General features: G+C 60.8%; 15 protein-coding genes. 7 read left to right on the top strand and 8 right to left on the bottom strand.

Going from position 1 to position 21,222, the window contains the following annotated elements:
- Positions 1 to 709: 709 nt before the first annotated feature.
- A complete protein-coding gene (locus AZSI13_RS18440) occupies positions 710 to 1,561 on the top strand; it encodes a TniQ family protein (RefSeq protein ID WP_109042402.1) in 852 nt (283 codons plus the stop codon).
- Between the two features lie 251 nt (positions 1,562 to 1,812).
- Here AZSI13_RS18440 and AZSI13_RS17115 read toward each other — a convergent pair whose 3' ends face one another.
- Both AZSI13_RS17115 and AZSI13_RS17415 read right to left on the bottom strand, forming a co-directional pair.
- Positions 1,813 to 3,372, bottom strand: coding sequence for a hypothetical protein (locus tag AZSI13_RS17115; protein WP_109042401.1), 1,560 nt, complete (start codon positions 3,370 to 3,372; stop codon positions 1,813 to 1,815).
- On the bottom strand, positions 3,359 to 3,679 hold the full coding sequence (locus AZSI13_RS17415) for a hypothetical protein (RefSeq protein ID WP_133247354.1): 321 nt from the start codon (positions 3,677 to 3,679) through the stop codon (positions 3,359 to 3,361). The genes AZSI13_RS17115 and AZSI13_RS17415 overlap by 14 nt, the downstream gene beginning before the upstream one ends.
- A gap of 247 nt (positions 3,680 to 3,926) precedes the next feature.
- Between AZSI13_RS17415 and AZSI13_RS17110 the strand changes: the two genes are divergently transcribed.
- Positions 3,927 to 4,709: a hypothetical protein gene (locus AZSI13_RS17110; RefSeq protein WP_109042400.1), complete on the top strand. Its 783-nt coding sequence runs from the start codon at positions 3,927 to 3,929 to the stop codon at positions 4,707 to 4,709.
- Positions 4,710 to 5,027: 318 nt separating this feature from the next.
- Here AZSI13_RS17110 and AZSI13_RS17105 read toward each other — a convergent pair whose 3' ends face one another.
- A complete protein-coding gene (locus tag AZSI13_RS17105; RefSeq protein WP_109042399.1) occupies positions 5,028 to 7,430 on the bottom strand; it encodes a type I restriction endonuclease in 2,403 nt (800 codons plus the stop codon).
- A 448-nt stretch (positions 7,431 to 7,878) separates the two neighbouring features.
- Between AZSI13_RS17105 and AZSI13_RS17095 the strand changes: the two genes are divergently transcribed.
- The 3 genes from AZSI13_RS17095 to AZSI13_RS17090 all read left to right on the top strand — a co-directional run bounded on the left by AZSI13_RS17095 (position 7,879) and on the right by AZSI13_RS17090 (position 10,854).
- Positions 7,879 to 9,279, top strand: a complete 1,401-nt coding sequence (locus AZSI13_RS17095; RefSeq protein ID WP_109042397.1) for an ATP-binding protein — start codon at positions 7,879 to 7,881, stop codon at positions 9,277 to 9,279.
- A 534-nt stretch (positions 9,280 to 9,813) separates the two neighbouring features.
- Positions 9,814 to 9,945: a hypothetical protein gene (locus tag AZSI13_RS18270; protein ID WP_268807547.1), complete on the top strand. Its 132-nt coding sequence runs from the start codon at positions 9,814 to 9,816 to the stop codon at positions 9,943 to 9,945.
- A 297-nt stretch (positions 9,946 to 10,242) separates the two neighbouring features.
- On the top strand, positions 10,243 to 10,854 hold the full coding sequence (locus tag AZSI13_RS17090) for a YkgJ family cysteine cluster protein (RefSeq protein WP_109042396.1): 612 nt from the start codon (positions 10,243 to 10,245) through the stop codon (positions 10,852 to 10,854).
- Positions 10,855 to 11,416: 562 nt separating this feature from the next.
- On the opposite strand, the gene AZSI13_RS17085 is transcribed toward AZSI13_RS17090, so the two are convergent.
- Positions 11,417 to 11,968 (bottom strand): hypothetical protein, encoded by a 552-nt coding sequence (locus AZSI13_RS17085; protein WP_109042395.1) that lies wholly within the window; start codon positions 11,966 to 11,968, stop codon positions 11,417 to 11,419.
- Between the two features lie 140 nt (positions 11,969 to 12,108).
- On the opposite strand from AZSI13_RS17085, the gene AZSI13_RS17080 reads away from it, so the two are divergent.
- Both AZSI13_RS17080 and AZSI13_RS18265 read left to right on the top strand, forming a co-directional pair.
- Positions 12,109 to 13,518 carry a PLP-dependent aminotransferase family protein gene (locus tag AZSI13_RS17080; protein ID WP_109042394.1) on the top strand — a complete coding sequence of 470 codons (1,410 nt, stop codon included), beginning with the start codon at positions 12,109 to 12,111 and terminating at the stop codon, positions 13,516 to 13,518.
- Between the two features lie 246 nt (positions 13,519 to 13,764).
- Positions 13,765 to 15,138, top strand: a complete 1,374-nt coding sequence (locus tag AZSI13_RS18265) for an EAL and HDOD domain-containing protein (RefSeq protein WP_109042393.1) — start codon at positions 13,765 to 13,767, stop codon at positions 15,136 to 15,138.
- Between the two features lie 192 nt (positions 15,139 to 15,330).
- Here the strand turns inward: AZSI13_RS18265 and AZSI13_RS17070 are convergent, their stop codons facing one another.
- Genes AZSI13_RS17070 through AZSI13_RS17055 form a run of 4 tightly spaced genes read right to left on the bottom strand, consistent with a single transcriptional unit; the run spans position 15,331 to position 21,200 of the window.
- Positions 15,331 to 17,445: a site-2 protease family protein gene (locus AZSI13_RS17070; RefSeq protein WP_201262428.1), complete on the bottom strand. Its 2,115-nt coding sequence runs from the start codon at positions 17,443 to 17,445 to the stop codon at positions 15,331 to 15,333.
- A complete protein-coding gene (locus AZSI13_RS17065) occupies positions 17,442 to 18,806 on the bottom strand; it encodes an efflux RND transporter periplasmic adaptor subunit (RefSeq protein WP_109042391.1) in 1,365 nt (454 codons plus the stop codon). Before AZSI13_RS17065 ends, AZSI13_RS17070 begins: the two co-directional genes overlap by 4 nt.
- Positions 18,806 to 19,639: an efflux RND transporter periplasmic adaptor subunit gene (locus tag AZSI13_RS17060; RefSeq protein WP_109042390.1), complete on the bottom strand. Its 834-nt coding sequence runs from the start codon at positions 19,637 to 19,639 to the stop codon at positions 18,806 to 18,808. The genes AZSI13_RS17065 and AZSI13_RS17060 overlap by 1 nt, the downstream gene beginning before the upstream one ends.
- Before the next feature lie 19 nt (positions 19,640 to 19,658).
- Positions 19,659 to 21,200 (bottom strand): TolC family protein, encoded by a 1,542-nt coding sequence (locus AZSI13_RS17055; RefSeq protein WP_109042389.1) that lies wholly within the window; start codon positions 21,198 to 21,200, stop codon positions 19,659 to 19,661.
- Positions 21,201 to 21,222: the final 22 nt, after the last annotated feature.

The raw sequence follows: 21,222 nt of genomic DNA, 5'->3' as shown, positions 1-21,222 counted from the left end.
CGACGCTGGGCTATCTCAGTCCGATCGCATTCGAGGCGGCTATAAAAGCTTAGGTCGGTGCCCACTGAACCGGCAGCAGCCCACACCACCAATCCAGGCTCCTGGATAAATGCCCCCAGTGCTCCAGGCGGATCACACTCATTCGCACAGCAGTCGACCGCTGTAACTGCGGGTTTCCTTTTGGGGAAGCCATCCCAGAGATAGCCGACGCGAGCAACCTACTCGTATCCACCTTGATTGATTTTCACTTGCGCAACGGCCAAGCGGTTTTAGCCAATCGACTTTGGCCGCTTGAACTCACGATGGTTGAACATTTGTCCTCCATGCCCTTGGATACTTTTCTGAAGGTGCTCTGGTTTTTTGGGCACTGCCTACCGGGGAAGGCAAATGGAGGCGTAGGCAGAGGTAGGGGACGTCCGGGAATCAGCTCCAGTATGAAACTCATCCAAGGGGCTATATCAACACTCACTGCCTGGCCCTACAGATTTCGTAAGTTACTGGAAAACAGTGCAGCCTCCCTTGATTATCCTAATAGCCACCTCTGGAGAGCCAACAACTACATAGAGGAAGAATTTCGAGGCTTGGATTGCACAACCTTTATCTGCGCCGCCTACGATCTATTCATTGCCCCTATGAGGCGGAAAAACACTGGGGACTCTGGGGTCTGGGGCCACCATCATCAGCTCAAATTGTTCTAGCGATCTCGGCCATGAGCGATTCCACCCAGTTCCCCCGATGTTTCAATATCCCCCCGATACCAAAGGATGGAGCTCTAAGCGGGTGGATTATGCAGGTAGCGGCGGCTCGGCGAATCCCTGTACGGGATCTGGTTAGGGAATGGAAATATCCAATACGTAGCACCTATGAAGCAGACTTCTCTCGCGAGGTCCCACCGCTCTCAGCGATGGCCAGTATGACCCTTGAGAGCCCCGAGCATTTAGCCAGTTACCATCGGCACGGAAGAACATTGCTTGGAGACTATCGCTATGCATGCTTATCCCAGCATGGGAGTGGGGCCTATGTTCATTATTACTGCCCAGCCTGCCTTGCTGAAAATCCTTCCTACATCCGGCTGAAGTGGCGTCTAGGGTACCAGTTCGTATGTGAGCACCATCATATTCTCCTACTGGATAGGTGCCCCAACTGTACGGCAGCGATCGACTTCTCCATCATTTTTGGGAAATCACTCCGAACAGACCCATTCTCACTACTGGGGAGCTGCCCCAATTGCCAGGAATCACTAAAGCGAGCGAGGCGTATTACCCCACCCCAAGAACTGGCAGGAAAACTCACGACGGCACAAAACACGATTCACCGGCTTACGACCCGTCCTACGTTCAAGCATCCCAGGGCAGGAGTCATTTCGTCAGCAAAGGTACTAGACGGCTTTTTACTCAGAAAACAGCACACGACCGAAGTCTCATCGGAGTACGTTGGACTTAACTATCGGCGCCTCTTCCTCAACCAATTTGAAGATGCACATGCCTTCTTCCAGAGCTTTTCAGAAGAACGTAGTTATCTCCCAATGGAGCTTACTTGCGACATCCTGCATCCACTTTGAATGCATATTGAGCTCTTTCCTACGTCGGCCTGTCGGCCAAAGCAGGCGTGCACGGTGTCGGGCGGGCAATGTGGCGGTCAGCCGCCCTTCTGTCACTGATGATCTTGAACAGCAACTTCCTGATCGAGGCTATAGCCGGACCCGACCTGCAACGTACATCCATAGTGCTGATCTCATCGTTTCAGAGCTGCTGGCCGAATCCGGAGTCGGATCACTGGGGCACTCCCCTCCGGCACTTAGCGGTGGAAGAGCTAATGCAGCCATGCATGGACAGACGGCACCTGGTTCATTAGGCTCAGGGCCTTCTCCAGCACGACCAAATCGTTCGTTGCGCACAGTCTCGCTACGCCCTGTTCAACCACGTCACGCATTGACAGCACTTCCCGATGGATATCAAGTCCGCCAAGCAAGGCCGCCCTGTACCAATAGACTGCGTCAACGATCATGTGCTCAAACTCTTCATGCTGTTCGTTGGGGTTGCCATTAATCACCGAGACAAGGCTAGTTGGAACCCGCCCCTGTCCATAGACATGGGGGATGTAATTGTGCGCTACCGGATCCTCTCCCAGCTTCAGCGAGTAAATGACTGCGGCGAACATGGTGGCGAACTCAATTGGTTTTTTCAACACGAAGATGTCTTGCTTTACGAAGGGCAAATGGTGTTGCAGCACATGCCGTGCCAATTGGGTAGCCTTGAGAATCTCTTTTTTTTCTATGGGCCGATTGAAGAGAGCCTGAGCAATGCTCCTGTAGCTCTCCACTGAATATTCGGCCTCAATCGCGTCGATGTGTTGCGGGAGGGCCTCCCTAATTCCGCGAATCCGAAGCTGTGGAAGCTCTGGTCGCTGGGCAGGCATTCCCTTCAAAAGGGTTCTGAACTCAGCGTAGTGTCTCAACTCCAGTGTCCTAGTATGGATATACAGGGCCTCATCGAATGGTTTGACGTTCTGATTTGCCAGTTTCCACAATTGGTCCAAGTGCCTTTTGTAGTGTTGCTTGGCGGCTCGCAGGTGCTCTTTCACCACGGCGTCGCTGACGCTCTGCTTACCTTCAACCCGCACCAGTGCCTCTTGTTGAATAGCGCGGACAAACTCTTCCAGGGCGGGCATCAGGAGCGGCAAGCACCTATCGATCCGCTCGCGCATCTCAGCGGGGAGCTGCAAAGAGAGATAAGTTGCCACGTCAGCAAACTGTGCACGCTTCTCATTCTGTGTGCCCCAATGGTAGGGGTTAGTAAGTTCCAGCGAAGGCTTCGCTTCGGTGCTGGGAGGTTTGAGCATTCCGACGATGCCAGGACCGCGCATCTTTTTGAGGTACGAGAAGAGCCAGACAGTTCTGGCAAATCTCATCGGATCGGCGACTCGATGCTCTGCCACAGAGCTGCCGGTAAGTTTGGCCAAGGCACTGGCAGTCTGCTTTACGAACTTTTCGTCGATAGCTCCATCGGAGAATTTGCAGGTACGCGCCACTGCGTCGGCGATGGCCTGGTAGGTACATTGGTCGCGCTCCAAGCCCTGATAGCTACCTGGGTGAAACGCTGTCGGAAAGATCACCGAGCGCTGCTCCACGGTCAGGGGACCGAGCACAATTGCCTCAAGCAAAGTTTGGCGATCCCTGCTCTCGCCTCCCTGGGTGGATCCAAAGCGGTCCATGCTGAACTCTGAATTCCACACGAAGGCTTCTGAGAAGACATTAACTCCCACATGTTTACCGACCATTTCCCAAAAGAGGAGGGAAGGCCCCGACTTGGGAGGGGTCTGGTTAGCGTCCCTCTGAGGCACTTCGGGCGTTTGGGATTCAGTGGCGGTCATGGGAGGAATTTGACGACGTGAAACTGACAGAACCGGGGATTTCGCAGGTAAGTGATTGTGCTGTGCCTGAATGGGCACCCTGTTCCTGCACTTTGGTCTCGCTGTAGGGGACAAGCGTATAGTGGGTCAAAACTTTGAGCCAAAGCTGGTTCACAGCCTCTGTGGCGGCGCTAATCATGAGTTCCCTCTGGTGCTTGTCCCAGCCTCCCGCGAGGCTCGTGAGTCGCAATTGTGCAGCCGTGCCGTGAAGAGGCTTGCCGTTCTTTGAGAGTATTTTCGCAGACGAAGGTTTGGATGTGGGTTTCATGGAATTTCTCCTCGGCTGGACGTGGCCGGTAGTGGATCGGTAGCGGCTGTACCGGGCCGCAACGCAACTATCAACTTGAGCACTCTCAAGCGCCAGCCCAAAAAAATTCGCACGCCCCCCCGTTAGTAGATCTAAAAGCCACTGTGAATTTTGACTCATACGTCAACCAGAAGGCGTTGGAGCCCGTTGATACGCCAATGGGATTTAACTGGGCGACGAAGACCGAAAGGCAGCAAAAGGATCGCGAATGAAGTACATCGTCTATGCAGCGATGCTGATTCCGTTGGGTTGGGGGATGGTTTCAATTGGTACGTTCCCCCCGTTTGGCACAGGGACGTTCGGCGCGATGGGGTCATCGTTCCTCGTTAACCTTGCCGTTCTCTACGCTTCCCCACTATGGGGTGTGGCGCTCTTCTATCTTTATGACTTTGCCATGGCAATATTGGGCCGAAACTCGCCATTCATGACTGAGTTTTACGGTGAACTTAAGACTGAATTAATGAACGCCAGCCTCGGTAGCGTCAGTCTGGCGGCACTCTTCTTTCTTATGCCATCAACTTATCGTCTGTCCAATATTGACGTTGCTGGCGCTGGCCTTCCATTCTTCATATCTGCAGTAACTGGGACGGTTCAGTGCCGGAAGCTAAAAGTGGCAGGAAATACGCTACCAGCTAGGATCGTGGCGTTCATGACGGTAGTCCAACTGGTGATATACGGAGTGGGTGGATACGCATTGCTGTACGTACTAAGCGAGAAGGCGACGCCGAGCCAGTCTCTTTGGATTCAACTCACTTTCGTATGCGCTGCTTTAGTCTTCTATTTCGGCACCAAGCAATTGCGCTTCTTTTTCGACAGGGAGCGGATGGAGCTATCTCCGGTTCTCGTCCGGTTGTTTGAGCAACTGCCAGCCAGCCCGGGTATCTATCGCGATATGCAGCGCGGCTCCGAAATTTGGAACCGCGAGGTTAGAAAGGCAAAGGCGTTGATGAGACGTGAGGCTAGAGCCAAGTCCAAGCATAAGAGAAAATGAATCCGCGGCTAGTTCATCGAACGGTCGCACCACTTGCCACCGGACGGTCGGTATCCATCCAATAGCCGACCCAACTACCAGGTGCACGAACGTCAACAATGGCCGAGGTGCAGTCAGTTGTCGCTGGCTTGAAGCCGGATATCACCCAAGGGGGTCGATTGCATGCTAGGCCAACTAGGTCAGCAATGCATCGGTTACCCGCCGTTAGACAAGCAGATGTTCCGAACGGCAGCGTCCTGCTTTGGTGAAATATCAACCCCGGCCAGCCATGATCCAATGCCAATAGGGAAAGCACAACTGCAACCCTGCATAGTGGCGTTAATGTGCGTGCGCGGCTCCGAAAACACGCGAGATGGCCGGTTTAACATTGCTGTCGAGCACCCGGTGCGCCCAAGATGCCCTCTCTCTGTCGGCGAAGCGCGTAATTTGGCGTAACGCAATGTCGGTCCTTGCCAGCAGAGGGAATGATTCACGCTGCATCATATTCGCAATCCACTCGTCGGCCTCTTGCTGGTCCATCTGGACAATCGCATTCAGAAGCGCCAGCGTGATCGGCTCAATTATACCGCTACGATGGCAGACTACTTTACCCTGATCCGGTACATGGTGGGTCCATGATCCGTGATCGGCCTCCAGTACGGAAGGCCGCCTCAGGGGTACGGGGCAACTACCGATCTCTAATAACAACGCAGGCGTCGCGCTGCCGACAAATCGGCCATCATCGCCTACGGCGAGAAGCTGAAGGCCGGCCAGATGGGATAACACTAGCCACCCTTGGCCGCCAATCTGCATGGACATTTCGTCCCGCTCGTCGGGCGAAATATCCAGTTCCAAAGGCATACAGCCGGGAGCGGATGCAACGACACTGCCGTCCTTATTGAACCGAAGGCTGACCGTCCCGATACTAGGCCAATACATAGCTGCCCGGGTACCGGGGCTTACCTTCTCCTGGCGAGGGCAGTCCTTCAGCAATTCGTTCAGGAAGGCCAGTGGTATGCCTTCAAGAAGTTGTGCCGCATCAATAACAGCCTGGGCAGCCACAACGTCCCCCAACGGCAGCCTCGCGGAGGTCCGAAGGAACCATTTCGCGGCCTTTGCAATATTTGATTTCACCCGGCCTGCAAGCTCCTTGGCTAGGGTGCTCGCAAGTTCCGCCGCCATGGCCTCGGGCAGACGCGCGATAATGACGTCTTCGCCCGACGCATGGATAGTCTTCCTAACAACTCCGGCGTTACGCATTGCACGGATCTCTCCGTGGTCGAACTCCGCCTTCGTTGTGGCGGTACGTACGACGTAGATCATCATTGACTCCAGTGCAAGATGGGCAGGCCTGGACATGTCCTTCGCGTCCATCAGAATGCATCTGGCTAGCTTTCTGTAACCGGAGCGAAGATCGTCGTCGGAGAAGTGGTGTCGTGCATTGGCAATCAGGTCCAGCCCCAACAGCGGTGGAAGCGCCACAACCATGTCTTCACTAATCTCGGGATCAATTGACACGCCTGCGGCAATCGCCCGGAGAAGCCAAGGAGACCGGTATTCGCCCGACGATTCTGCGCCAGGCATAAAGCGCATGTTCAACTGGGCTAAGGCCTGACATGCGGATTTGAATTCGTCATCATCGAGAATGCCTACCGTGACGACCGCTGCATTTCGCCCAATCCGGGTCCGCTTTCTTCTTGTCTCATTGAACATTACCGAGCCAGTAAAGGAGTCATCTAGACCAAGAAGAATCTGCAGTTCGCTACCGAACTGATCCGATATAAGTTCTTCGATGTCCCTGCGAACCTGTTCGCCTACCACGTTGCTGCCGTCGATGGCAACCACTAATCTTGGCCCGACTTCCCGGACCGAGGCTCCACGCAACCAGGCTCTTATATCGTCCGACGTGGCTGGCCAGCCCAATTCCACCGAAAACAGGTTTGCCAAGCGCTGAAACACTCCTTCCCCTTCCTGGTCCGTTTCCATGAGAAGCACACACAGGTCGTCGGATCGAGCGGCCAGTTCGGCAACTTCCCTGATGACGCTGCTCTTCCCTGCTAATGGGGGGCCGTCGATGATCGTTACCCGTGGGCCAGATTTGCGTCTGAGATTGGACAAGACCTCTTGGGTCGCTTTCCGCGGAATCAGAAAATCTCGAACGAATGGTTGTAGGTAGTCATTCCATGCCCCACACATGTCGGCGACCATGCTTTCCGTTGCAATCCGTATGGCATTGACCCACAACCTTCCGCCCTGGCCGAGGAGAGTGTCGACAGCCCTTCTCAAATCGCCGGTGGCGACGGTGGAAGCCGCAGATATCAGATTCTTCAGTTGTTCAGAGCCGAAAATGCCGGAATCTAAAGGTGCTCCATTGTGCGAAGCGAGCAGGCGGGTGTCGTCGCCGTTGGTCACGATTACCAAAGGAGGGCTAGGTTGGAGCAGCCTTGCGTAGGACAGCCCTTGCTGCTCATCGGCGTCCGAAAGACGGGCCCCCTCTCGTTTCAGTTCCAGGATAGCAAGCGGCGTTTCACCATCCGATACCAGAATATCCAGGCGAGCCTCGGCACTAGACGCATTCCGGCCATCAATCATGACATTTGCACGTCCAAACTTAATGGAAAAGCGGAGCTGATGACGCAACGAATTGGAGCCAATCCACGGAAAGATGCGGGCAATCGTGCCTTGGATTCGTGCCTCCAGATCGGACTCGGTCGGAAGGTGGGTCAGTTGCTGGACGTGCATGTCGTTTTCACTCTAAGCGTAGGGGGATTTCTTATCTGGCGCCTGAAGGGAGCCGAGCAATTTTGATATCCAAATTACTCGGCTCCTCTTATGCATTATGCTATGCGCGTGCAACATGAACGAATCAGGCGAGGCGAAAGTGACGCTCCTCAGAGAATTCTCCAATTGCCACAGGAGCGCCCCGAGGGGCAGCGCGAGGCTTTGCGCCGTCTTGTTCTCAACGGAGAACTCGACGATGAAGACATCAACACCCTTGCAGAAATCCGTAAGAGCGGCCATGGCCTTGCCGAGCAGCACTACACCGTGCCGCTTGCCAGGGAGCATGCGCCGGACCAGGTAGCGGGCGCACCAATATCCGTACTCGTATATGACATACAAGCACGCTACCCCCTTAAGAGACTAGGTTCAATTACGTAGGAATGTGGCTACGCAAAGGCAAGATAAAACTATGAATACTGTGATAAAAATTGGGGATGAGGAAGTTATTGATCTTTGCACGCGGCAAGAGGATGACTTCTTTGATCGAAAATCAGCCCGTATCAAGCCAAATCAGATACAGGATGTGGCAGTGGCATTTGCCAATGCAGAAGGTGGTATCGTCGTCGTTGGTATTGAAGATGCCAAGTCGCTGAAGTCTCAAAATCCCATCGATCAATGGCAGGGACAGGAAAGCATTGAGAAGTACAACCCGATCATAGATAGCCTTTCCTCACTCAATCCAAGCATCGACTACGAACACAAATTCCTGTACCGGGAGGGCGGCTATAAGCGAGATTATGTCCTACGGCTTGTTATCAGGAAGAGCCTGAAAGTTCACGAAACTGCAAAAGGCGACGTGTTGCTTCGTAAGGGAGCTCAATCGCTGACCCTGCGAGGAGTCAAAGTTCAGGAACTCATGCGTGCAAAGGGCGTGTCGTCTGAAGAAGATTCCTCGTTACCAGAGGTTCGTGCTGAATCGATTATCGACGGTGAGCACCTCAATAGCTTCTTGGCCACCTTGCCGATCACCGATAAAGACCCATTGAATTTCGCAATACAAGAGAGTCTTCTGCCTGAGACCATGCACCCCACGGTCGCTCTGGTGCTGCTTTTTGCCCAGAACCCCAGTTCGGTAATGCCTCGACAATGCGCGGTCAAGATTGTTCGGTACGACTCGTCAGAGGAAGAAATCGATCGCGACGCTTTGACAGATGATCGGCATACCATCGAGGGACCTCTGCATCTGCAAATTGCCAAAGCATTTGAGAAGCTAAAGGAGGTCATCAGCAGATGCCAATGCTGGACGATGGATGGCCTATCATCACCTACGTATCCAAGTGAAGCACTGTACGAGCTTCTTGTGAATTCTGTTTTACATCGGGACTACGGCGTCTCCGATAACGTTCTAATTAGCGTTTATCGGAATCGAATCGAGTTCCGTAGCCCCGGCCGCCTTCCTGGCTATGTGACGGTCGAAAACATTCGTGACGCGCGATTCTCCAGAAACCCCAAGCTGGTTCGAATGCTAGCAAAATTCCCCGATGCACCGAACAAAGACCTAGGTGAAGGTATCAACACCGTTTACGAGCGCATGCGCCAAGCCGGATTCATCGATCCGATTCTGAAAGAAGACGGGGTTAACCTATACGTGATGCTAAAGCGGGTACCGAAAGGCGACCCCATCAACGTAATCTCTAGGTTTGTTGATCAGCATGGTCATATCACAAACCGGCAAGCGCTAGACCTCCTTGCCCTGGAGCATCCGGAGCAAGCTACAAATCTATTCGGAAAGATGCGCGAGCAGAAACTCCTAGTACGCGAAGACGACAAACAAACGGGCGTTCGCATTCGATGGGTCAAAGCAACCTAGCGCAAAGGGGTCATGGTTCATGAATTGCCCCTGCTTCTGTAGTCGTGTTGGCGGACCGCTTTGTATTTCTCACCGGTCGGTGTTTTGAACGGAACCGAATGTCGGCAAAGGCCGATCCGTCGACCGAACCTTTTTAGCCGTCTGAAAATTAGAACTCTTCACGCATATGCAATTCATGTATTTTTAGGACAATGGATACTCTGAGATTTCTGAGCCGAATTTCTAATGTTACATCGCGCTAAAATCGTTCCAATGACCCCTGCCGGCGAGGCAAAAATCAACCAACGTTTTGGTCACACTTTGGTGTAATCCAAAGCGGAGAATCTAGGTATGAGGCTAACCGTGCGATACTCAAACCAATCGCAATTTTGATGGCTCGGTACCTCTCTGGCGAAGTAGACGATAAAGCCCTTGCCCACATTTCTAAGGCCGTCAGCATCAAAGATTAGCAAATAAAAAGGTTTAGGTCGTGTCTTCACCCTTCTCCGTCAACAGGCTGTCTATTCCCTGGCATTTCAGACTACAGGAAAGCAAATGTTTCCGACCCTGAACGAAATCAAGCGCGAGTTTATGGTTGGGGTTCGCCAAGGATGGGCGTTGTACTGGCTTCCCATCACTTGGACATGGAAAAAGCTTCGCCGCCTGATAAAACCATCAGGAAAGTAAACTGCTCAGACTTAAGTGGTAGCACTTAGAATTAGAGAAATTGGCCCTGAGCCTCCCTGGGCATGTGGCCACATTGGACGTAGCAACAGAGAACAAGCAGCGCAAACGACTGTTCAGTTAAATTCCCCGCTGTTAGAAGCCTCCCTGCGCCTACTTTACGGGGACTGCCTTAGCCGAAAGGTAAAGAAAGTAAGGCCATTTACGTTGAACAGCACTCTTGCTCCACTCAGTCTCAAATAAGCTAGAAGCAAGTGAGGTCCTATAAATCTATTCAACAACTGCGAAAAATGATCAGGCATGACACCTCAGAAAAATGATCAAGCGCGGGGTATCAGCCAGGCTCTGGCGGAGCAGAATCTTGACGTTGCTATCGAAAACGCCCGGGCTACATTTGCGGTTGTGGCCACCTCTATACCTGAGCCTCTGCAAGAGAGAGAAGCCCATTTAGTTAATTGGTACAACCGCCTGAAGGGCAATCCCATCACAAAGCTGCGTGCCTTGTACGATTTCATGGCGCAGATCTACGATTCAATTCACAAGTTCACCCCCTGCAAAAAGGGCTGCATATCGTGCTGTCACTACCCTGTGTCTATTAGGGAGGTGGAGATCAAGTTCATCGAGAGAGAGTCCGGTGTTCTGCGTGCAAAGAATGTCCGGAGCACAGAGGACTACCACGGTCTAGCTTGCCCGTTCCTGCGAAACAACAGTTGCAGCATTTATCACGCTCGACCGTTCGTCTGTCGAAGGCATATCGCAATCACCAAAACGGCCCACTGGTGTCATCCCGATCGGGCGAACTCGGCGAAATTCCCCCTAGTAAACTTTACGGAAGTCGACAAGGTGTTCAATGCCATTTTGCTCGAATCCCAATCGAGTAAGGCTTGGGACATCCGGCAGATATTTTTCTAGCCTCATACGTGCGCGCCCCAAGTTTCACTACATCTCAAGGGGAGCGCCCCTAGACTTATCTCAAGTATCACCTGTCGTTCTCTCAATACCCCTTGTAACGCGGCTTATTGATAGCTCCATGGCGCTTGGGAGAGAACGTATGGAGCCAGCTACGTTCCAAAGGCGAACAAGACAGCTGTCCCCCTCACGAAAATGATGCGTTTTCTTTCGCAGAGATTCCAATGAGTTTGGATGCCAAAACTTGCTCGTAAACTGAGCCCCGGACACTTGACCTAACAGACTCTCAGGTTGAATGAACAAACAAGGAGAAACTCTCAGTTTGCGTGAAAAATATCGGCCCATTCACGCAAAATGAGAGCGTAAAAGCCCGCATGGGCACTGGTATCACGATCTCAATTCCAGTGAATAACGACACGTGTGCTGCCCGGTGCTTTAACTCCCCTACTTGGCCCCTCATCTTGGCCTCGCCCCCTCCCCGACTCAGCCCTGGGGCACTAACGGGCAGCGCATAAACCGGGTGAAGCGCGGAGCAGGAACGACAGCCGCTTCCGCCAGCCCATCCCTAGCTGGCGCGACGCACCTGCCAGGCGGGGCGGCCACTGGCCAGGGTGTCGGCGGCGGCGCCCAGGCGGTATTCGGCGCCGTCCGTCGCCAACACGGCCAGGGGTTGGGACGGCGAAGGCCCTTCCACCAGGGAGTGGAAGGCCACGCCGGCCGGGGCCGGCCAGTGCCCCAGCAGCACCTGGCGGCGGGCGTCGTAGAGGCTGAGCCCCGCTACATCCAGCACCCACAGGCGTTCCTTCGCACCTTCCAGGCCCAGGGCGCGGATGCTGCGCCGGGGGCCCGGCGCCAGGGTGGCCACCGGCACCGGCAGGTCACCCCGCAGGTGGAACACCTGTACCTGGCCGTTGCGCTGGTCCGCCAGGTAGAGCAGGCCGGCCTCCCGCCATTCCGCCCGGCTCATGCCCGGCGCTGCGTCCCGCGTGCCCATCGCATCGGCCCCACCCACCCCGATACCCGCCCCCAGCAGCAGCACCGCGGCAATAGCCAGGGCACAGCCCACCAGCAACAGGGGAAAAGACAAACGGGGGTGGAGGTACTCGTGACAGGCCATGGCGGGCTCCTTGGGCCAAGCGACAATGGACACCTGACAATAGCGAACACTTTTTCCCATCGGAATATACAATCAGCCGATCTGACTGCAACACTGTTCCGGTAAAACCACCGGGCCAATCCCGCCCCAGGAGCGAACAGATGCTGAACCTTTCCCTCAATCCCGATTCCCCCCAGCCCCTGGTGGACCAGATCGTGGCCGGCGTCCGGGCCCGCATCGAGGACCGGCTGCTGCGCCCCGGCATGCGCCTGCCGCCCATCCGCCACTTCGCCGACAACCACGGCGTCAGCCGCTTCACCGTGGTGGAGGCCTACGACCGGCTGGTGGCCCAGGGCCTGCTCAAGTCCCGTCGCGGCTCCGGTTTCTACGTCGAGGCCCGCAGCCTGCCCCAGGCCGCGGCGGAGCCGGTGGCCGGCCAGGTGGCCCGGGCCTTCGACAACGCCGGGGTGCTGCACCAGAGCCTGGAGGATTCGCCCAATCGGCTCAAGGTGGGCGTGGGCTGGCTGCCGCCGGAATGGCACGACCAGGAAGGGGTGCGGCGCCAGCTGCGGGCCCTGGCCCGGCGCGACGAGGTCAAGCTGACCTGCTACGGCACGCCCCTGGGCTTCGCCCCCCTGCGGGAACAGGTGCGGCTCAAGCTGGCGGACCTGGGCATCGCCGCCCAGCCCGGGCAGATCATGCTCAGCCACGGCGCCACCCAGGGCCTGGACCTGCTCATCCGCCTGCTGCTCAAGCCCGGCGACTGCGTCTTCGTGGATGACCCGGGCTACTGGAACCTGTTCGCCAACCTGCGCCTGCACGGGGTGCAGCTGGTGGGCGTGCCCTGGGGCCAGGACGGCCCCGATCCCCAGGCCCTGGAATCCCTGCTGGCGGAGCACCAGCCCCGGGCCTTCTTCACCCATTCGGTGCTGCAGAATCCCACCGCCTGCAATCTCTCGCCGGCCAACGCCTTCCGCATCCTGCAACTGGCGGAGAAGCACGATTTCCTGCTGGTGGAGGACGACACCTACGGCGACTTCCACCCCGGCGGCGCCACCCGCCTGTCCACCCTGGACCAGCTGCAGCGGGTGGTTTACGTCGGCAGCTTCTCCAAGACCCTCTCGGCCAATCTGCGGGTGGGCTTCGTCGCCGGCCGGCCGGACCTGATGGCGGCCCTCACCGACGTCAAGATCGTCAGTTGCGTCTCCACCTCGGAAGTGGCGGAACAGCTGGTCTACGAAATGCTCACCGCCGGCCACTACCGCAAGTACCTGGAGCGCATCCACGGCCGCCTGCGGGAGGCGACAGACAAGACCCTGCGCCTGCTGGAACGGGTGGGCATGGAGGCCTACGCCGAACCGGCCGGCGGCATGTTCGTCTGGGCCCGGGCACCGGGCCTGGAGGACGCGGCGCGCCTGGCCACCCAGGCCTCGGTGGCCGACATCATGCTGGCCCCGGGGCACATCTTCCGCCCCCAGCTGCAGGCCTCACCGTGGATCCGCTTCAACGTCGGCTACACCCAGGACCCGCGCCTGGAGCGCTTCCTCGGCCAAGCCCTGGGCCGAAGCTGACACGGCACCAAAGACCCGGGCCGCCGCCCCTGCCCTATCGCCGGCGGGCTGCGGGCCGACTTTTGGCCAACGCCCGCCCGTGCCGTCCCGCTGCCGGCGAGCCGGTGCAGCAATGAGGCGCCTCCCCGCTGCCTGGCAGGCTTGGTGAGTTATGCACAACCTCGGTGAAGCACGGCGGATGCGGCCGGGGTACTGCGTGGGCTAGAATCGCCAAATCCATTGTCATTAGCCAGCCCAGGAGCCGCCGTGACGCTGCTGCAACGCCTCTTTTCCCTTTTCAGCCCGCCGCCCGCCGAGCCGGCCCAACCGGAACAGGAGACCTTCGCGCGCCTCAACGACCTGGCGCCGCTTCAGGACGATCCCCGGGGCGGCCCGGAACCCCAGGAAAATGCCTTCATCTGCCGCGAGGCGGTGCTGGGGCGCGACGAGCGGGTGGCCGGCTACGAATTCACCCTGCCCCAGCGCCTGCAATCCCGCCTGCGGGACAAGCGGGAGCTGATCCGCAAGGTCTATGACGAGGCCCTCATCCGCAACCTGGCGGCCATCCGCATCGACACCCTGCTGGGCCAGCGCCTGGCCTTCATGGATGTCAGCCCCGCCGCCCTGGGCAGCCCGGAACTGGCCCGCCTGCCGGCCGACAACCTGGTCCTCGCCATCACCGTACCGCCGGGCCTGCCGGTGGACCTGGCCGCCCTGGGCGAGCGCCTGGCCCAACTCAAGGCCGCCGGCTACCGCATCGCCTGGAACATGGAGGCCCCGGGGCCGGCCAATCTGCTGGAGGTCGCGGATTTCCTGCGGGTGGATTTCCCCGCCAGCACCCCGGACTCCCTGCAGGCCCTGGCCCAGGACCTGAAGAGCATGGACCCGGAGCAACGCCCCCGCCTGGTAGCGCGGATGCTGGAAAGCTACGAGGATTTCCGCTTCTGCTTCGACCGGGGCTTCGACTACTTCCACGGCAGCTTCATCAACGCCCGGGAAGCCTGGCGCCAGCCGGGCCAGGCCCTCAACCGGGTGCAGGTGGCCCTGATCCTCAACCGCCTGCGCCAGGGCGCCGAACCCCGGGAACTGGCCCTGGACCTGCGCCAGGACCCGGTGCTCACCTTCAAGCTCCTGCGCTACATCAACTCCCCCGCCATGGGCCTGGTCTGCCACGTCGACTCCATCGACCAGGCAGTGGTCATCCTGGGCCGGGAGAAGCTCTACCGCTGGCTCTCGGTGCTCCTGCTGCACGTCAAGAACCCCGGCTACCGCGAGTGGGTGTTGATGGAACAGGCCCTGGTGCGGGGCGCCTTCATGGAGCGCCTGGTGCCCAAGGATGCGGACAACGCCTTCCTCACCGGCCTGCTCTCCCTGCTCGACCAGCTGCTGGGGGCCCCCCTGGACAGCCTGCTGAAGGACATCCAGCTGCCGGAAGAAGTGCGCCAGGCCTTGCTGGAACGCCAGGGCCCCCTGGCGGCCATCCTGCATCTGGCGGCGATCTGCGAAAGCAACGACGCCGAAGCCATCCAGCACGGTGGGACGGAACAGGGCCTGGCCCCGTCGGAACTCAACGACGCCATGTTCCAGGCCCTGCAATGGGCTCACGAAGTCATTCTGGTGTCGGAAGAAGCCAGCCTCTGAATCCCGGCATCGCCCCCCGGGCGGCAGGCAACAATCAGCGCCGGGGTCGGCAATGACCTGCCGGAGTGGGCGCAGCCCGACGGGAGGAATGGCAAGGACGGGCGCCAAGCGCCCTGTCCCCACCTCTACCATTGCCGCCAATACCACCCACGAGTGCCGCCCGTGCCGCCGATACTACTTGCGGCGGCGCCCCTAAAAACCGCTCTCCCGGATCACTACGGCCAGGACGCGCTTGATACCTTCCCAGGCCAGGCTCTGGCGGGTGCCTTCGATGACCGCACTGCCCCGGGTTTCCCGCAAGGCGGGCAAAGGTTCGTCCAGGAGCAGGCGCACCCGGTAGAGGGCCTCCACCGGCAGCGCTTCCCGGCTGCCGCTCTGGGTGGCGACGGCGCCGCCGTGGCGGGCATCCAGCATGGCGTGGCCGAGGCGCTGGCTGCGGGCCGGGTCCACCGCCAGCACCCGGGCGTTGATGGCGAGCAGGTGCTGCTCCGGCCGAAAGCTGGCCGCGGCCCCGGGCAACACCCGGGCCACCTGGCGCTGCTCCACGTAGGCATCCACCACCCAGCGGCGCGGGTCCGCCAACACCCCCAGGGGCTCCCGCACGCCGACCCAGACGCCCGGCTGCAGGGCGGGATCCACATCCTGCCAGACGCCCTCGAACTCGGCGCCCACCTGCAAACGCTCCACTTCCTCCCGCACCGCCTGGGCTTCGGCCAGCTGTTCCCGCAGGCGCTCCGTCGTCACCTGCTGTTGGGCCAGGCCGCCCTCCTCCGCCGGCAAGCCGGCCAGGCGCTGCTCCAGGGCGTGGATGGCAGCGCTGGAGCGCCCCTCCCGCACCTGCAAATCCGGTGCCTCGAAGCGGGCCAGCACCGTGCCGGCCGCCACCGGCCCGGGCCCGTGCACTGCCGCCAGGCGCGCCGGGAAGGGGCCATAGACCACCTGTAGCCGCTCGGGATGGGCCACCCCGGGCGCCCGCACGTCGAAGGCCCAGGGCATCAGCAACAGGCCCAGACCCGCCAGGCCCAGGTTGCGCCAGAGGCGCCGGCGGTTGGCTCGCACTTCATCCCAGCGGCGGCGCCAGACGGAGACTTCTGACCAGATGGGGCGCAGGATGAACCACACCACTTCCACCCCCAGCAGGAAGATGCCGAGAATCTTGAAGAAGAAGACGTAGACCGCCAGGGCAATGGAGAGGAAGACCACCAGCCGATACCCCCAGGTCACCAATGCGAAAGCCACCAGAGCCCGGCGGGTGCGCTCCGGCAGCGCCTCCGGGTCCGGCTCGGCCAAGCCCAGCAGGGTACGGCGCAGCCAGGCTCGGGCCAGGGCGCCGGCCCGCTCGTGGAGATTGGGAAAGTCCAGCAGGTCGGAAAGGATGAAGTAGCCGTCGAAGCGCATGAAGGGGCTGGCATTGAGGGCCAGGGACAAGGCCCAGCCGGTGGTCGCCAGGTAGAGCATGGCCTGGCGCAGGGGGCCGTCCTCCAGCAGGGCCCAGAGCAGGGTCGCCAGGCCGGCCAGGGCCAGCTCCACCGCCACGCCGGCAGCCGAGATGGCGAGGCGCTGGCGATGGCTGCGCAGGCGCCAGGATTCGCTGGTATCGGTGTACAACATGGGCCAGAGCACCACGAAGGCCACGCCCATATGGGCCACCCGCACCCCCAGGCGGGTCGCCACCAGGGCATGGCCCAGCTCGTGCAGCGTCTTGGAAATGGCCAGGGCCAGGAGAAAGCCGCCGATGCCGGCGGGGGTGAGGATATCCATCACCCCGTGGGTGAATTCATCCCACTGGCGAGCCACCAGGATCAGCCCGAGGCCGCTGGCCAGCAGCAGCGCCCATAGGGCCGCGGGGGAAAAGAGCGGCTGCACCCAGGGCAGCAGGCGGGCCAGCAGGCGCTCCGGGCGCACCAGAGGCACGCGGATGAACAGATAATGGTGCAGCCACCAGCGCCAGTGCCGCCAGCCGGGCTGGGACGCCTGGGCCAGCAGGCGCTGCATGCCTTCGGCAGAGGGCCGCAGCAGCTGGTGCTGCTCCAGGAAACGGGCGAACTCCTCCACCTGGGCCGCATCAACGGCCATGGGCGTAGTGCGTTCAATATCGGCGGCAATCTCCGCCGGGGTACCGGGCCAGCGCAGCAGGCATTCGAACTCGAACCAGCCGATGCGGTAGAAACGGTTGGTCACCGGGTCCTGGATGGCCCAGGCCGGGGCGCCATCCCGATCCGGCGCCGATTCGTGCAGGCGCAGGTCTTCCCGCAGGGGCGGCAGGGGCTGCGATGCCTCGTCGGCCTGGGCGGCGGCTGCACTCACCAGCCGCTCCATTCGCGCAGGGTGGCCAGGGGCCGGCGTAGCAGGTAGTAGCCCAGGCAGACCCAGCCGCCGTAGATCTTGGCCGTGCCCCGCAGGCCGATGCGGGCCTCCTCTTCCTTGCCGTCGAAGGTGGCACGCAGCCGGTAGCTGGCCACGCCATCGGGGGAGAGCATGGCCTGGTAGCTGGTTTCCGTCAGCGTGCCGGACATGGGCGAGAGGGGCAGCACAGTGAGGAAGAGCTTCACCGCGGCACCGGTCTCCAGGGCCACTGCATTGGCCACGGGCAGGTGGATGAGCACCCCGGGCTTGGCCGGGTCCGCCAGCAGCATGAGGCGCTCGCCGGTACTGACCGGGCGGCCCAGCCAGTCGTCCGGATCGCCAAAGACGGCGACGCCGTCATGGGGCGCCGGCACGTCCACCCGGCTGAGTTGGGCCTGCACGGCGGCCAGCTCGGCCCGGCGTTCCTGGGCCCGGCCGCCCAGCAGGGCCAGGTCGCCCTTGCTCTGCACGCTGTCGAAGGCCTTCTGGGTCGCCGCCATCAGTTCCGCATCAGCCACGGCCACGGATTTTCCGGCCACCGCCAGGCGGTTGCGCAGGGTGGTGTCGTCCAGGGAAAAGAGGATGTCGCCGGCCTTAACCGGCTGGTTGGGGCGGACATGGACGGTCTTCACCACCCCGTCGATGGGGGCCGTCACCGCCATCGCGTCCCGCGCCACCACTTCCGCCGGGGCCAGGGAGGTCTGGCGCACCGGCAGCAGGAAGAAGACGGCCAGGCCGATGCCGATGAGACGCCGCTGCTTCAGGCTGAGGGCCTGCCAGCGGTCCTTGAGGCCGGGCCGGGGTCGGCCGGCCATGGCCTCCCAGCAGTAGTTCCAGCTTTGCGTCAGTTGCAGCAGGGCGGGCACCAGGCGCGGTTCCGGCGGCTCGTCCAGGAGCAGGCACAGCCAGCCCAGGGGAGACCCGTCACGACGCAGCAGCGGCAGGGCGAACACGCCCCGGGGCCACCATTCATGCCAGCCTCCGACCACCTCCGGCGGCGCCTCCGCCGCCCCGTCGGCCAGCTCCAGCCAGCCCGGCCGGGCCGCCAGCCTTTCCGCCAGCCAGGGCCAGCTGCGCCGCAGCCAGACCAGGTAGGGGCTGTCTTCCGTGGGTTTGGCCAGGCCGGAAACGGCCTGCAGCTGCCCGTTGCCGGAAAACACCAGCGCCTGCCGGAAGGGCAGCAGGCTATAGGTGTCGTTGGCCATGGAGAAGGCCAGCTCGGCGACGCTGCCCGCGGCCCGAGCCCGGGACTCCAGCCAGGCGACGAGGGGCGCCAGGGCAGCATCCACCGGCGTCGCCGGCGTCAGTTCCTCGGCGGCCATCAGGGGGCGGTTTTGAAGCGTGCGATACCACTCATCCCGGCCAGGAGTTCCTGGTGATCGCCATTGATGCGGGCCTCCAGCTCGATGGTCTGGGCCACCGCGTCAACCCGGGCGTTGATGGCCGTGACCTTGGCCGGGTAGCTGCGGCCGGTCTCGTCGATATCCACCTCGAAGGGGGTGCCGACCTTGAGACTGCGCAGCAGGCGGGAGGGCGCGTTGAGGCGCAGCTTGAGGGGGCCGTCGCTGACCATCTCGAGCAGGGGCGCCCCCACGTTCACGCCCTGGTGGGGCTTCACATAGACCTTGACGATGCGGCCGTTGAACGGTGCCACCACGGTGCATTGGGAAAGCTGGGCACGGGCCAGGGCCACCGCCGCCCGCGCCTTGTTAACCGCCGATTCGGCGAGGGACACTTCCATGTCACCGGCCGCTTCCAGCTTGCGCAGGCGCTGCTTCACCTCGAGGCTTTCGCGGGCCGAATCCTGTTCGGCCTGGGCCATCTGCAGGCGGGCGCCGGATTCGCCGCAATCGAAGGAGAGCACCGCCTTGCCCTTGCTGACCCGGGCCCCGAGGCTGGCCTGCAGGCTGGCGACCCGGCCCACCATCTGGGAAACCAGGGTGGTTTCCAGATCGGGGCTGAGCAGTACGCGGATGGCCGCCGGGTCAGCCACCGGGGCTTTGGCGGGAGCAGGCGGCGCAGCGCTGACCGGTGCAGCGCCGGCAGCGGATGCCGTGGCAGGAGCCGCCGTGGCGGCGGTTGTCTGGGCCTGGGCCAGGCCATTGCAGGCCAGGCCGGCGGCCATGAGGTAGGAAGCGAAGCGCTTGCAGGACATGGTTCGACCGCCGCCCCGCTTACTTGGCCGCCACGGGCTTGAAGACGGTGCTCTGCCAGGTGCCCATGGTTTCTTCCATGGCCTTGGCCAGGGTCTTGACGTCGTGGCTATCCACGGCAGAGGGCAGCACGTCCAGGCCGACGGAGTTGTAGAGCCGGCCCCAGGCCGCCTGGGCATTGGAGTAGGTGGCGTAGCGCTGGTATTCGGCCAGGATGGCCCGGGCCTCGGCGCGGATCACTTCCAGCTCGGAGTCGAACTGGGTCTTGGCAGCGGCCTGGGCGAAGCTCAGCAGGCGGCGGTCCACCCGCAGGCTCTCGTCGGCGAATTCCAGTTCGGAGAGGGCCAGGCCATAGCGCTGCAGGCCGACCCGCACCTGGGTCAGCACGGCCATGGAAAGGGCCATGCGGCGCATGTCATCGGTCTTGTTCTGATGCTCGTGGGCCCGCTCCAGAGCCGGCCCCTGGGCCAGTTTGAGGATGTTCCAGGAGACCCGTACCCCCACATCCACCCAGCTGCTGTTGTAGTTGTACTTGTTGGAGTCGTACTGGGGGCCGGCATCGATGCTCAGGTTGGGCCAAAGCAGCACCTTGGCGGCCTTCAGGTCGTTCTCGGTGACCCGCTTGCGATACCACTCTTCCATGATCTCCGGCCGGTTCTCCAGGGCCAGGTGCTCCAGGTGCTGCACGTTGCCGGGCAGGGGCGGCAGGGCCACTTCGTTCTCGCCGGCCAGGGTGTAGTCGGTGCCGGGAGGAATGGACATCAGGGCGGTCAGCTCGGCGCGGGCCAGTTCGAGATCCTGGCGGCGCAGGGTGAGCAGGTTCACCGCATCGAGCAGGGCCCGCTGGTAGGCCAGCACCTGGGGCTGGGGCATGAGGCCCTCGCGCTCCACCTTCTTGGCCGACTCCAGGGCCTTCTTCACCCGGGCCAGCAGGCTATCCACCCGGCCCAGCAGTTTCTGGGCCCCGAGGGCGCGCCAGTAGCTGTTGCGCACGTCCTGCAGGACATTCTGGATGACCTTGCGCCGGCGCTCCTCGGCCATCAGCACCTGGTCGGCCTTCTGCTGCGCCCGATAGTAGGAGACGCCGAAGTCCAGCACGTTCCAGGAGAAGGTGAGGTTAGCCAGGGTGCGGTCCCGCTCCTGGGAGGTGGAGGGACGCAGACTTTCCAGCCGATCCTCGATGCCGATGGAACGGCCGCCGGAATCATTGTTGCGGGAGACATAGCCGGCGCCGGCCACCAGGCGGGGCAGCATTTCGTAGTTCGCCACGTCCAGCAGGCTGGTGGACAGGGCGTTCTCCATGACCTTCAGCTTGTAGTCCAGGTTGTACTTGAGGGCCCGGGCGGACGCTTCGTGGAAAGTGATGGGGGCCGTCACCGGTTCCTGGTCGGCGTACATCTGCTGGCGGTCCTGGGTGGCCCGCTCGTGGATTTCATCCGGGGTATAGGCCACCGGAGCCAGGGTGCCGCAGGCCCCCAGGAACAGGGGCAGGCAGGAAAGCACCGCCAGGCGCAGGGGTTTGAGGCGGGGACGGGCGAGAAGCGGGGTCGGTTGGGCAGTCATGGGCAACAGTCGGAGATTTGGC

Origin of the sequence: Azospira sp. I13, assembly GCF_003112695.1 — a bacterium.
GTDB lineage: Bacteria > Pseudomonadota > Gammaproteobacteria > Burkholderiales > Rhodocyclaceae > Azospira.
Note: the sequence above shows the minus strand (reverse complement) of the source record. Positions and strands in the feature narration are given on the sequence as shown.

Coding starts and splice junctions, on each gene's coding strand:
- AZSI13_RS18440 (WP_109042402.1), top strand. CDS start 710: ATGAGCGATTCCACCCAGTTCCCCCGATGTTTCAATATCCCCCCGATA.
- AZSI13_RS17110 (WP_109042400.1), top strand. CDS start 3,927: ATGAAGTACATCGTCTATGCAGCGATGCTGATTCCGTTGGGTTGGGGG.
- AZSI13_RS17055 (WP_109042389.1), bottom strand. CDS start 21,200: ATGACTGCCCAACCGACCCCGCTTCTCGCCCGTCCCCGCCTCAAACCC.
- AZSI13_RS17060 (WP_109042390.1), bottom strand. CDS start 19,639: ATGTCCTGCAAGCGCTTCGCTTCCTACCTCATGGCCGCCGGCCTGGCC.
- AZSI13_RS17090 (WP_109042396.1), top strand. CDS start 10,243: ATGACACCTCAGAAAAATGATCAAGCGCGGGGTATCAGCCAGGCTCTG.
- AZSI13_RS17415 (WP_133247354.1), bottom strand. CDS start 3,679: ATGAAACCCACATCCAAACCTTCGTCTGCGAAAATACTCTCAAAGAAC.
- AZSI13_RS17115 (WP_109042401.1), bottom strand. CDS start 3,372: ATGACCGCCACTGAATCCCAAACGCCCGAAGTGCCTCAGAGGGACGCT.
- AZSI13_RS17095 (WP_109042397.1), top strand. CDS start 7,879: ATGAATACTGTGATAAAAATTGGGGATGAGGAAGTTATTGATCTTTGC.
- AZSI13_RS18270 (WP_268807547.1), top strand. CDS start 9,814: ATGTTTCCGACCCTGAACGAAATCAAGCGCGAGTTTATGGTTGGGGTT.
- AZSI13_RS17080 (WP_109042394.1), top strand. CDS start 12,109: ATGCTGAACCTTTCCCTCAATCCCGATTCCCCCCAGCCCCTGGTGGAC.
- AZSI13_RS17105 (WP_109042399.1), bottom strand. CDS start 7,430: ATGCACGTCCAGCAACTGACCCACCTTCCGACCGAGTCCGATCTGGAG.
- AZSI13_RS17065 (WP_109042391.1), bottom strand. CDS start 18,806: ATGGCCGCCGAGGAACTGACGCCGGCGACGCCGGTGGATGCTGCCCTG.
- AZSI13_RS17085 (WP_109042395.1), bottom strand. CDS start 11,968: ATGGCCTGTCACGAGTACCTCCACCCCCGTTTGTCTTTTCCCCTGTTG.